Origin of the sequence: Bacillus sp. UMB0728 (assembly GCF_002858875.1) — a bacterium.
GTDB lineage: Bacteria > Bacillota > Bacilli > Bacillales > Cytobacillaceae > Bacillus_AB > Bacillus_AB infantis.
This window is the reverse complement of record NZ_PKLA01000002.1, coordinates 369,188-381,711: the sequence shown is the minus strand read 5'-3', so window position 1 is coordinate 381,711 and position 12,524 is coordinate 369,188. Positions and strand designations below refer to the sequence as shown.

General features: G+C 50.3%; 9 protein-coding genes. All 9 read right to left on the bottom strand.

What is annotated here, in order from left to right; translation table 11 throughout:
* Positions 1-129 precede the first annotated feature (129 nt).
* A complete protein-coding gene (gene rpoE, locus CYJ37_RS07695; RefSeq protein WP_101548881.1) occupies positions 130-678 on the bottom strand; it encodes a DNA-directed RNA polymerase subunit delta in 549 nt (182 codons plus the stop codon).
* 349 nt (positions 679-1,027) lie between these two features.
* Complete coding sequence (locus CYJ37_RS07690) at positions 1,028-1,207, bottom strand: hypothetical protein (protein ID WP_224948820.1); 180 nt, start codon at positions 1,205-1,207, stop codon at positions 1,028-1,030.
* 169 nt (positions 1,208-1,376) lie between these two features.
* Entirely contained in the window at positions 1,377-4,643 is a 3,267-nt protein-coding gene (gene icmF / locus CYJ37_RS07685; RefSeq protein ID WP_101548879.1) for a fused isobutyryl-CoA mutase/GTPase IcmF, read from the bottom strand.
* Positions 4,640-5,317: a TetR/AcrR family transcriptional regulator gene (locus CYJ37_RS07680; RefSeq protein WP_101548877.1), complete on the bottom strand. Its 678-nt coding sequence runs from the start codon at positions 5,315-5,317 to the stop codon at positions 4,640-4,642. Before CYJ37_RS07680 ends, icmF begins: the two co-directional genes overlap by 4 nt.
* 122 nt (positions 5,318-5,439) lie before the next feature.
* Positions 5,440-6,579 carry an acyl-CoA dehydrogenase gene (locus tag CYJ37_RS07675; protein ID WP_094769199.1) on the bottom strand — a complete coding sequence of 380 codons (1,140 nt, stop codon included), beginning with the start codon at positions 6,577-6,579 and terminating at the stop codon, positions 5,440-5,442.
* Between the two features lie 42 nt (positions 6,580-6,621).
* The gene (locus CYJ37_RS07670; RefSeq protein WP_101548875.1) at positions 6,622-7,752 is read right to left on the bottom strand and encodes an acyl-CoA dehydrogenase; all 1,131 of its coding nucleotides are present in this window, start codon (positions 7,750-7,752) and stop codon (positions 6,622-6,624) included.
* A 38-nt stretch (positions 7,753-7,790) separates the two neighbouring features.
* Positions 7,791-8,642 carry a 3-hydroxybutyryl-CoA dehydrogenase gene (locus CYJ37_RS07665; protein WP_009792584.1) on the bottom strand — a complete coding sequence of 284 codons (852 nt, stop codon included), beginning with the start codon at positions 8,640-8,642 and terminating at the stop codon, positions 7,791-7,793.
* Positions 8,643-8,679: 37 nt separating this feature from the next.
* Complete coding sequence (locus CYJ37_RS07660) at positions 8,680-9,867, bottom strand: acetyl-CoA C-acetyltransferase (RefSeq protein ID WP_022544508.1); 1,188 nt, start codon at positions 9,865-9,867, stop codon at positions 8,680-8,682.
* A 351-nt stretch (positions 9,868-10,218) separates the two neighbouring features.
* On the bottom strand, positions 10,219-12,330 hold the full coding sequence (locus CYJ37_RS07655; RefSeq protein WP_009792581.1) for a (Fe-S)-binding protein: 2,112 nt from the start codon (positions 12,328-12,330) through the stop codon (positions 10,219-10,221).
* Between the last annotated feature and the right edge of the window lie 194 nt (positions 12,331-12,524).

The window sequence follows — 12,524 nt, the reverse complement described above, 5'->3', positions numbered from 1 at the left end:
AGAACAGCTAAAAATAAAAAGCGCTCCCTACCAAACAGTAAGGGAGCGCTATTGCATATACATTCATATGGTCCTTTTTTAAGGAGCCCAAAAATGATTCTACAAGCCTGGCTTGGAAAAGTCAAGCGATTATAGATCTTCTTCGTCTTCTTCATCAAGGTCTTCGTCTTCTTCGATATCATCTTCAAGAAGTTCATCATCATCTTCGAAGTCGTCGTCTGAGTCCTCATCAAGATCGTCTTCGAGTAGATCGTCGTCATCCTCGTCCAGATCATCATCGTCATCAAGGTCATCGTATTCGATGTCTTCCTCGTCGAGCTCATCATACTCGTCCAGATCAAGATCGATGTCTTCAGCCTTCGCCGCTTTCTTGGCCTTTTTCTTCTTCGGCTTCGCTGCTGTCATTGTATCTTCTTCCATTGTATCAACAGGGTACCAGCTGCGCAGGCCCCAGCGGTTTTCTCCCATTGCAATGAAGCGGCCGTCAAGGTTCAGGTCAGTATAGAACTGGGCGATCCTTGAGCGGATTTCCTCATCTGATACTTCAAGACGCGTTTTATATTCGTTCATAATGTCGGTAAAAGAAACCTGCTGCTTTGTGCCTTTAAGCAGTTCGTAGGCAATATCGATAAAGGACATTTCCTGCAGCTCTTCTTTTGTGAATTGGTCTAGACTCACTATACGCACTTCCTTTCCCTATATAACACTCGCTATCGGAGCGCAAAATACTGTAAAAACACCGGGGCTTCCCGGATATGCATTGCTTTTAAAAAGGCATAGGATTCAGCCGCTCCAAAAGCATCCCTAGATGAATAAAAGGCATAAGAATGCCTTTTGCAAGCTGGATAGACAGCTTATGTAAAATACATATTCTTCATTATAAACAAATTGCTGGTGTTTATGCTAGTTCTATCTCCAGTTTCCTTGCATTTTTGCTGTGAGACAAACTTTTGGAAGGCTTGCTGCTGCAGGTCTCCCGGATGGGTTTCTTCTTTTGCACGGGAAGAGCTTCTATCCGGGGACCCTTTCAGGTCTTTTTCCTCTTCCCCGGCCCCCTGCCTTTTCTTCCGGAGAGCTGGCCCATGGCCAGGTACAGAAAGTAGATGGACAGCAAAAAGAAAGCGACCGCACCAAGCTGCCTCTGGTATAAGAAGTAGAAGGCCGCTATCGCAGCAGCAAAAGCGCCTATTGAAAATATCTGTCTCAATCCGTTCACATCCTGCATATCAATATCACTTAGGACTGCATTCCCTTTCATTATAGCGGAGAAAAGCCTTTTATCCTAAACACATTATGATGTTTTCCAGAAAAATATATCCTTTTTCCGAATACAAGACAGAGCCATGGGCTGTCTTTGGCCCCTGGCTCTATCCTTGCTACATATTGCGGCGGTATTGTCCGCCCACCTCATACAGCGCCCTCGTGATCTGTCCGAGGCTTGCATACTTGACGGTTTCCATAAGCTCGGCAAAGATATTGCCGTCTGTCACCGCAGCTTCTTTCAGGCGGGACAGGGCTTCACCTGCATGACCCTTGTTCCGTTCCTGGAAGCTCCTGAGATTCCTGATTTGTGTTTCTTTTTCTTCCTTCGTCGCCCTTGCGATTTCCATGCTGTCCATCTGCTCTTCTGACGGAGGATTTGGATTCAGATATGTGTTCACGCCGATGATCGGGAGCTCACCGGTATGCTTCTTCATTTCATAATACATAGATTCATCCTGGATCTTGCCCCGCTGGTACTGCATTTCCATGGCACCGAGCACGCCGCCCCTGTCGTTGATCCGTTCGAACTCCTGCAGGACCGCTTCTTCCACCAGGTCTGTCAGTTCATCGATGATGAAGGCCCCCTGAAGAGGATTTTCATTCTTTGTAAGGCCATGTTCTTTTGTAATGATCATCTGGATGGCCATCGCCCGGCGGACAGATTCCTCCGTAGGCGTGGTGATTGCTTCATCATAGGCATTCGTGTGCAGGGAGTTGCAGTTATCATGGAGAGCCATTAATGCCTGCAGTGTTGTCCGGATGTCATTGAAATCAATTTCCTGGGCATGGAGTGAGCGCCCTGAAGTCTGGATATGGTACTTCAGCTTCTGGCTCCGCTCATTGGCTCCATATTTATCCCTCATTACAGTTGCCCAGATGCGGCGGGCCACCCTGCCGATGACGGTGTATTCCGGATCGAGCCCATTTGAGAAAAAGAAGGAAAGATTCGGCGCAAAATCATCGATCTTCATGCCTCTGCTCAAATAGTACTCAACATAAGTGAAGCCGTTCGCCAGCGTAAAGGCCAGCTGTGACAGCGGGTTTGCCCCTGCCTCGGCGATATGGTAGCCGGAAATGGAGACAGAATAATAATTGCGGACCTTTTTATCGATAAAATACTGCTGGATATCACCCATCATCCTGAGGGCAAATTCTGTTGAGAAGATGCAAGTATTCTGTCCCTGGTCTTCCTTCAGGATATCCGCCTGGACGGTACCGCGCACCGTCTGCAGAGTCGCCGCCCTTACTTCTTCATGCTCCGCTTCGTTAAGCTTTCTGCCAAGCTCTCCTTCTTTCTTTTCCACCTGCTGCTCGACCGCCGTGTTCATGAACATGGCCAGAATGATCGGTGCCGGTCCGTTAATTGTCATTGAAACAGATGTGGACGGATGACAAAGGTCAAAGCCGGCATATAATTTTTTCATATCATCAAGCGTACAGATGCTGACACCGCTCTCCCCAACCTTGCCGTAAATATCCGGGCGGTAGTCCGGATCCTCGCCGTATAAGGTGACGGAATCAAACGCTGTGCTCAGGCGCTTTGCCGCATCGTCCTTTGATAGGTAATGGAAGCGGCGGTTCGTCCGTTCCGGTGTCCCTTCCCCGGCGAACTGGCGCTTCGGATCCTCTCCCTCCCGCTTGAACGGGAAGACGCCTGCGGTATATGGGAAGGCACCCGGCACATTCTCTCTGTAAACCCAGCGGATGATTTCGCCGTAGTCCCTATATTTCGGGAGCGCGACCTTAGGGATCTGCAGGCCTGAAAGGCTCTTTGTCTTTAGGATGGTAATGATTTCCTTATCGCGGATCCTTGTTGTGAACTGCTCCCCGGAGTATTTCTCCTTGAGGTTTTCCCAGCCTTCCAGAATCTTTTTTGATTCGGCTGTCAGCTTTTCTTTTGTTTCCGCAGCCAGGTCCTCTAAGGAAACCAGAGTCTCTTCGCTTCCGCCTGACTCTTTTACGGCCTGGATTGCTCCTTCAAGCTGGAACAGCTTCCTGGCAAGGGCTGCCTGGTCTTCCGCTTTTTTATGGTAATTGCGGACCGTTTCAGATACTTCGCGCAAATAATAGCGCTGTTCATTCGGAATGATGACATTCTGCTTTTCGACCACTTCATTTTTGGAAAAAGAAGTGCTCCAGCCGAGGCCCGCTTTTTCATTCATTTTTTCGACCAGCGCGGCAAATAAAGCATTGGTGCCCGGATCATTGAACTGGCTGGCGATCGTGCCGTAGACCGGCATCTCTTCCAGCTCTTTCTCAAACAGCATATGGTTGCGCTGATATTGCTTCTGCACCTGGCGGCGGGCATCCTCTGAGCCCTTGCGCTCGAATTTATTGATGACGATCAGGTCAGCGTAATCGAGCATATCAATTTTTTCAAGCTGGGAAGGCGCCCCGAATTCACTTGTCATCACATACATGGACAGATCGCAGATTTCCGCGATTTCAGCATCACCCTGCCCAATCCCGCTCGTTTCGACGACAACCAGGTCAAAGCCGGCAGCCTTTACGACAGAGATGGCATCCTTGATGGCCAGCGACAGTTCGCTCTTGGACTTCCGTGTCGCAAGGCTCCGCATATAGACGCGCGGCGAAAAGATGCTATTCATGCGGATCCGGTCGCCAAGCAGCGCTCCGCCTGTTTTCTGCTTTGTCGGATCGACAGAAAGGATGGCTACTTTCTTTTCAGGGATTTCATTGATGAAGCGGCGGATCAGCTCATCCGTCAATGAGCTCTTTCCTGCTCCGCCAGTCCCGGTGATTCCGATAACCGGTGCTGTTTTTTCCAGTGTCTTGATTCTTTCCATGAGCGATTCTGCCGCAGCTGCCGCTTCTTTTTCAAGCCCGACGCCATGCTCGGCAAGCGTGATCAGCCTGGCGATGCTGTTCACTTCGCCTGCTTCAAGCTTTTCAAGCTCTGCTGCACTCTCCACTGAAACGGTCGGATAGTCGCACTCAGCGAGCATTTCATTGATCATGCCCTGCAGACCCTTCTGGCGGCCGTCTTCCGGCGAGAAGATACGGGCAATCCCGTATTCATGAAGCTCTTTTATTTCGCGCGGGATGATGACGCCTCCACCTCCGCCGTAGATGCGGATATGAGAAGCTCCCCTTTCCTTCAGCAAATCGTACATGTATTTAAAATATTCAACATGGCCTCCCTGATAGGAGGAAATCGCGATTCCCTGGACATCCTCCTGGATCGCCGCATTCACGACCTCTTCCACTGACCGGTTATGGCCAAGATGGATGACCTCTGCCCCGCTCGCCTGGATGATCCTTCTCATAATATTGATAGAAGCGTCATGCCCGTCAAAAAGGCTTGAAGCGGTAACGAATCGCAAGTGATGCTTCGGCCTGTAAATTTCTGCTGTACTCATTCGTCTGACTCCCCCTGTTCCTGGATTTTACTGCCGGCAGGCACTTTTGCCTGATCATGCTTTATCCCTTGAATCAGAAGCTCTGTCTGCAGTTCAATATATTCATCAAGACTGTACACCCTCTGCAGCGCCCAGCGGCGGAATCCCCACATCTGGCCCTGCACGAAAATATTGTGGGCGATCATCTTAACCTCTTTTTCCGTCAAATCGAGTTCCCCGTTGTCCACACAGCGCTGAATGACATCTTCAAACATGGAGACCATTTCAATTTCTTTTCTCAGCACATATGGAAGGGCATCCTTTGACAAGGACTTTGCTTCCTGGTACATGACCAGGACTTCATCCTGCATATCATCCACAACCCGGAAATAGTAGGCGATCCCGAGCTTCAGGCTATCGAGCGTCCCCCTGTTGGCATCAAGGGCCTCCTGCAGCCTGTCGCGGACCGAATCATAGATGCTGTCACAGACAAGGTACAGCACATCCTCCTTTGTGCGGATATACTCGTAAAGCGTCCCGATGCTGAACCCGGAGGCCTTTGCAATCTCCCTTGTCGTGGTGCGGTGAAAGCCTTTTTGCTTAAAAAGATTCACCGCTCCCTTGATCATTTCGTCCCGCCGCTTTTTCACCAGCTTTTCATCTTTTACAGAAGCATGGACTTCCCGTTTTTTCATAAATTTGCACTGCCCTCCTCTGGCCGCTCTTTATGAGGCAAAAGTGGACCTTTCCCTACTGGTGGCTGTTTTCGCGGAGGTTGTTTATTTTAAATTAGGAAAGAGCCCTATCCTCTTATGTTCTATTTGGTTATCATCCTGGAAATGACAAGGCGCTGGATTTCCTGAGTGCCTTCATAGATCTGCGTAATCTTGGCGTCACGCATATATCGTTCGACCGGATAGTCCTTGGTGTAGCCATAGCCGCCGAAGACCTGTACGGCCTCAGTTGTCACTTTCATTGCCGCATCGCCTGCAAACAGTTTGGACATGGCCGATTCCTTGCCGTACGGCAGACCTTCCGACTCAAGCCATGCAGCCTGATAAGTCAGGAGCCTTGCTGCCTCTACACTTGTCGCCATATCGGCCAGCTTGAAGCCGATTCCCTGCTGAAGGGCGATCGGCTTGCCGAACTGCTCCCGCTCTTTCGCATAATCGACAGCAGCGTCCAATGCCCCCTGGGCAATGCCGACTGCCTGGGCTGCAATGCCGTTCCTTCCGCCATCAAGAGTCATCATGGCGATTTTAAAGCCTTCTCCTTCTTTGCCGAGCATATTTTCCTTTGGCACACGGCAGTCTTCAAAGATGATTTCGGTTGTCGGCGAAGATCTGATGCCCAGTTTCTTTTCCTTTTTGCCGACAGAGAATCCAGGAAAATCACTTTCAATGATGAAGGCTGTGGTGCCTTTCTGCCTGCTCTCCGGATCTGTCAGGGCAAATACGACATAGATGTCGGCGATTCCGCCGTTTGTGATAAAAATCTTTGAACCGTTCAGCACATAATGGTCACCGTCAAGGCGGGCCGTCGTCCTCATGCCGCCTGCATCCGAGCCGCTGCCCGGCTCTGTCAGGCCGTATGCACCGATCTTTTCACCCTGCGCCATCGGCTTCAAGTATTTCTGCTTCTGTTCTTCACTTCCGAACTTATAGATTGGCCAGCCTGCAAGCGATGTATGGGCAGACAAAGTCACCCCTGTGGATGCACAAACCCTTGAAAGCTCCTCGACTGCAATGCAGTATGCCAGATAGTCGCTTCCAATTCCGCCGTACTCTTCAGGCCAAGGGATTCCTGTCAGCCCGAGCTCGGCCATCTTATCGAAGATTTCACGGTCAAAGCGCTCTTCCTCATCGCGCTCTGCCGCGCTCGGCGCCACTTCATTCTTTGCAAAATCGCGGACCATTTTCCTGATCATTTCATGTTCTTCCGTCAGTCGGAAATTCATCGTATTTTCCCCCGTCCATTTCAATATTGGCCTGCCTCTTACTTACAGGTTTTTGCTGATGACAATTCTCTGAATCTCGCTTGTGCCTTCATAGATTTCGGTTATTTTACTGTCGCGGAAATACCGCTCGACAGGGTAATCTTCTGTATATCCATAGCCGCCGAACACCTGGACAGCTTCTATGCTCGTTTCCACTGCTGTTTTCGAGGCAAAAAGCTTTGCCATGCTGGCCTGCATCCCGCAGCGCTCGCCATTCTGGCGCATCATCGCTGCCTGGTAGACCAGCAGTCTTGAGGCTTCTACATTTGTGGCCATATCAGCCAGCTTGAAGCCGATGCCCTGCTGATGGCTGATCGGCTTTCCGAATTGGCTTCGTTCCTTCGAGTAGGCAACCGCTGCTTCCAATGCCGCCTCCGCGATGCCAAGGGCCTGGGCTGCAATGCCGATGCGCCCCGCGTCCAGATTGGCCATGGCAATTTTGAAGCCTTCCCCTTCAGCACCAAGGAGATTTTCTGCCGGAACCCACATATCCTCAAAGCTGAGCTGAACCGTCCTGGAGCCGTGGAGCCCCATCTTCTCCTCATCCTTGCCGATCACAAGGCCCGGTGTCCCTTTTTCAACGATGAAAGCAGAAACGCCCTTTGTCCCAAGCTCAGGGCTTGTGGATGCGAAGACGATATACACATCCGCTTCGCCGCCGTTTGTAATGAATACCTTCGAGCCGTTGAGGATGTATTCATCCCCGTTTCGGACCGCCTTTGTTTTCAAACTGCCTGCATCAGAGCCTGCCCCGGCCTCTGTCAGGCAGAATGCGCCGAGATATTCTCCCGCAGCAAGTTTCGGTACATACTTCTGCTTCTGCTCCTCCGTCCCGAAATACAGGATCGGGTTGGTGCCGACCGATGTATGGACAGACAGGATGACTCCGACGGTTGCGGATACCTTTGACAGCTCATTGATGGCAATGATATAGGAGGTGAAGTCCATTTCTGCCCCGCCATATTTTTCGGGCACGGGAATTCCCATCAGCCCGAGTCCGCCCATCTTTTTCAATATGTCACGAGGAAACTCCCCTTGCTCCATTTTTTCAATGAATGGCGCAATTTCGCTCTGGGCGAAGTCACGGACCATTTTCCTCATCATTTCCTGTTCTTCTGTAAACCGTAAATTCATGGCTAATCCCTCCTGGTGTCCATTCTGGGCTTTCCAGTTCAGCTGTACTGATAAAAGCCGCGGCCGGACTTCTTCCCGAGCCAGCCAGCCTTCACATATTTGCGGAGCAGCGGGCATGGGCGGTACTTATCATCGCCAAACCCTTCATGAAGCGTTTCCATAATGTAAAGGCACGTATCTAGACCAATGAAATCCGCCAATGTGAGCGGCCCCATTGGATGGTTCATGCCAAGCTTCATGACTTCATCGATTGCTTCCTTTTCTGCAACACCTTCATAGAGGGTATAGATGGCCTCATTGATCATCGGCATCAGGATGCGGTTTGAGACAAATCCCGGAAAATCATTTACCTCGACCGGCACCTTGCCGAGCTTATGAGTCATTTCCTCGATCGCTGTGTATACCTCATCGGCTGTAGCAAGCCCGCGGATGATTTCAACAAGTTTCATAACCGGGACCGGATTCATGAAATGCATCCCGATTACCTTTTCCGGACGCTTTGTCGCGGCAGCAATTTCCGTAATTGGCAGGGAAGATGTATTGCTTGCCAGGATTGCATGATCCGGGGCAATCCCATCAAGCCGTTTGAAGATATCGGCTTTAATTTCAATATTTTCTACGGCAGCCTCGATTACCAGGTCCACCCTGCCGGAGTCTTCCAGATTGTCAGAAGGCTGCAGGCGGCGGAGCACCTCTTCCATCTCCGCCTCTGTCATGCGCTCCTTGGATACCTGACGGGACAGGTTCTTCTTGATCACACCAAGCCCCCGGTCAATATATTCAGCCTTCAAATCATTCAGCAGCACTTCATATCCTGCCTGTGCACATACCTGTGCGATTCCAGAGCCCATCTGCCCTGCACCGATGACCATTACTTTTTTCACTTCCACGGTTACTCCTCCATTTCTCTTCCAGTCTTCTAATCTATTATTTCGCCGGAACTTCAATCATGATGGCATCTCCCTGGCCGCCGCCGCTGCAGATTGCCGCGATGCCGACTCCTCCGCCCCTGCGCTTCAGCTCATAAATCAGCGTCAGGATAATCCTCGCGCCGCTTGCCCCTATCGGATGTCCGATGGCAACGGCCCCGCCGTTCACATTCACTTTATTTTCATCCAGATTGGCAATCTTTCCGCTCGTCAGGGCAACTGCAGCGAATGCTTCGTTTATTTCAAACAGGTCAATATCATCGAGGGACTTGCCTGTTTTTTTCAAAAGCTCGTTGATGACAAGTCCTGGTGTTTTCGGAAAATCCTTTGCTTCAACAGCGATTGCCGTGTGGGCCAGGATATATGCCTGAACTTCCTTGCCTTCCCGTTCAGCCCGCTCCTCACTCATCAGTACAAGTGCGGCTGCGCCGTCATTCACTCCCGGTGCGTTACCGGCAGTGATCGTTCCATCCCCATTGAATACAGGGGCAAGCTTTGCCAGCTTTTCAATGGAAGTATCCTTGCGCGGTGCTTCATCCTGCTTTACGACAAGCGGATCGCCTTTGCGCTGCGGCACCTCTACTGCCACAATTTCTTCAGCCAGCCTGCCGCTTTCGATCGCTTCGACAGCCCGCTGGTGGCTTCTGTATGCCCAATGGTCCTGTTCCTCCCGCGATATTTCCATTTCCTTTGCCGTTGAATTTCCGTAAGTCCCCATATGGACGCCTGTAAAACTGCAGCTGAGGCCGTCATGAATCATCAGGTCCTTCACAGTCGAATCGCCCATCCGCAGGCCCCATCTGGCTTTAGGCAAAAGATATGGCGCATTGCTCATCGATTCCATCCCGCCGGCCACAATCACTTCTTCATCACCGGCCCTGATGATCTGGTCGCCAAGCGTCACACTCCTCATTCCTGAGGCGCAGACTTTGTTGATCGTTTCTGTTTTAACTTCCCATGGAAGACCGGCTTTATTGCCTGCCTGCCGGGAAGGTATCTGGCCCTGGCCTCCCTGAAGGACCGATCCGAGAATCAGCTCCCCAACCTCTTCAGGACGGACATCGGCACGCTTCAATGCTTCCTTGACGGCTGCAGCTCCCAAATCAGAGGCAGTCAGGCTGCTTAATGCCCCTCCCATTTTTCCAAAAGGTGTCCGTGCTCCGCTAATAATGACTGTTCTTCCCATCTGTATCCTCTCCTCAAGGCAAATTGGTCTTTAATTTGCTGGGCAAATTTAATTTTAATTTGTGGGCAATTTTTGATTGCCAGGTGAATTTGGTGTTCTGTTTTGACTGAACGCTCGCTCGAAATGAAATCAAAGCCTGCTGAACTCAGCCTGTCTTCCAAGTCTTAAACAGAATAAGGACAAAAAGGAGACCATTCGAAAAGGTTCTCCATCTTTGTAAGCGCTTTATTTATATTTCCATCTTACTCCATCCGCAGTGAAAATAAAAATATTTTCCTGAAGATTCTTAATAATCACGGCATTATTTTTCTAAGAAAGGCCCGGTGCGCCAGGCCTTTCTCAAGTTTCAGCTCAGGATACAAGAGTCTGCGGCTCGCCGATCACGGCTTTTTCAAGCAGCTCTGCCACATCATAGGTTTGGACTGTTTCTTCCGCTTCTTTAGCCTTCGTGCCATCTGACAGCATGGTCAGGCAGTACGGGCAGCCGGAAGAAATGACTGAAGGATTGACAGCCAGTGCCTGCTCTGTGCGGGCAACGTTGACGCGGTGTCCTGTTTCTTCTTCCATCCACATAAGTCCGCCGCCGGCTCCGCAGCACATGCCTGTCTCCCGGTTTCTTTCCATCTCCACCAGCTTCACGCCAGGAATGGACTTAAGGATTTCGCGCGGCGGATCATACACCTCGTTATAGCGGCCGAGGTAACAGGAATCATGGAAGGTGATCGTTTCATTCACATCAAATTGCGGCTTCAGCCTGCCCTCTTTCACCAGCTCAGCAAGCAGCTCTGTATGGTGATACACCTCTGCCTCAAGCCCGAAATCCGGATACTCGTTTTTGAAAATGTTATAGGCATGAGGGTCGATCGTTACAATTTTTTTGACTTCATTTTTCTCGAATTCCTCAATGTTCTTTGTGGCAAGCTCCTGGAACAGGAATTCATTGCCGAGGCGCCTTGGCGTATCTCCGGAGTTTTTCTCCTTATTGCCAAGGATCGCAAATTTCACACCGGCTTCATTAAGGAGCCTTGCAAATGATAAAGCGATTTTCTGGCTCCGGTTATCATAGGAACCCATACTGCCGACCCAGAAGAGATATTCGAATTCTTCGCCGGATTTCTTCATTTCCTTCACAGTCGGGACGGATACATCTTCCCTTGCCTCGCGCCAGTCCTCGCGCTCTTTCCGATTCAAGCCCCATGGATTGCCCTGGCGTTCAATATTGGTCATCGCACGCTGTGCATCCGCATCCATTTTTCCTTCTGTGAGAACAAGATAACGGCGCAGGTCGATGATTTTGTCCACATGCTCATTCATGACCGGACATTGGTCTTCACAGTTCCGGCAAGTCGTACAGGCCCAGATTTCTTCTTCTGTAATGACATCGCCGATCAGGCTTGGGCTGTATGCAAGGCCGGCTGCCGCTTCTTCGGCACCTTTCCCTGCAGCTGCCAGTGCAAGCTGGTTGCCTTTCGTATTAGAGAAAGCAAAGGTCGGAACCCATGGCTGCCTTGATGTTACGGCGGCCCCATGGTTTGTCAGATGGTCGCGCAGCTTCAGGATCAGATCCATTGGCGACAGCATCTTGCCTGTACCTGTCGCAGGGCACATATTCGTACAGCGGCCGCATTCCACACATGCGTAGAAGTCGATCATCTGCAGCTGGTTGAAATCCTCGATTTTGCCGACTCCGAATGATTCCTGTGACTCATCTTCAAAGTCGATTTTCTTCAGCTTCCCGGCATTCTCGGTCCGGTCAAAATACACATTTGCAGGCCCGGCAATCAAATGAGCGTGCTTGGACTGCGGTACATAGACCAGGAAAGCGAGGAGGAACAGCAGGTGGATCCACCAGGAAATATAGAAGATGACGATGCTGGCTGTCTCCCCGATCCCTGAAAATGCCCCGGCTATCAGCGAAGCAACCGGCTCTGTCCATGTCCCCTCATGGCCGTGCCAGATCATGCTCATACCGTTTCCAAGGAGAACGGACAGCATCAGTCCGCCGATGAAGATGAGAACAAGCCCTGCCTTGAAGTTGCGCTTCAGACGGACAAGCTTCTCCACATAGCGGCGGTGGAAAGCCCAGAGAACGGCGACAAGAATCATCAGCGTCACAATTTCCTGGAAGAAAGTGAACCCGGGATACAGCGGCCCAAGCGGCAGATGCGCCCCAGGCTTGATTCCTTTGATGATAAAATCGATCGCCCCGAATTGGACAAGGATGAATCCATAGAAGAACATAACGTGGATGGCCCCGCTCTTCTTGTCCTTCAGGAGTTTTTTCTGGCCAAAGACATTCACCCATATTTTCCCCAGGCGTTCTTTGACGTTTTTATCAAACTCCGCTTTCTTGCCGAGCTTAATATATTCAATTCTGGTTTTAACCACATAGACAAACAGGCTGACTGCGTAAGCGGTTACAAGCAGGAACGCAATTAAGTTGATCCATAGTAATCCATTCATGGCTGATAATCTCCTTTCGTCCTTTTTCCACCAGAAAATTTACAACCAACCAAATTTTCTGAAAAGATTCTTAGTACCATTATATAATGAATGAGCATTCAGTCAATAACTTTTTCTGCATTTTCCCACTTTTCCCAGTCTGCTCTCCTATTTCATAGAAACCGCCTTCAAAGGGGATGCTATCAGGAAAAGAT

Excerpts from the sequence above, each read along its gene's own strand:
- CYJ37_RS07660 (WP_022544508.1), bottom strand. The coding sequence starts at position 9,867 with ATGGGAAGAACAGTCATTATTAGCGGAGCACGGACACCTTTTGGAAAA.
- CYJ37_RS07680 (WP_101548877.1), bottom strand. The coding sequence starts at position 5,317 with ATGAAAAAACGGGAAGTCCATGCTTCTGTAAAAGATGAAAAGCTGGTG.
- CYJ37_RS07655 (WP_009792581.1), bottom strand. The coding sequence starts at position 12,330 with ATGAATGGATTACTATGGATCAACTTAATTGCGTTCCTGCTTGTAACC.
- icmF (WP_101548879.1), bottom strand. The coding sequence starts at position 4,643 with ATGAGTACAGCAGAAATTTACAGGCCGAAGCATCACTTGCGATTCGTT.
- CYJ37_RS07675 (WP_094769199.1), bottom strand. The coding sequence starts at position 6,579 with ATGAATTTCCGACTGACGGAAGAACATGAAATGATCAGGAAAATGGTC.
- CYJ37_RS07670 (WP_101548875.1), bottom strand. The coding sequence starts at position 7,752 with ATGAATTTACGGTTTACAGAAGAACAGGAAATGATGAGGAAAATGGTC.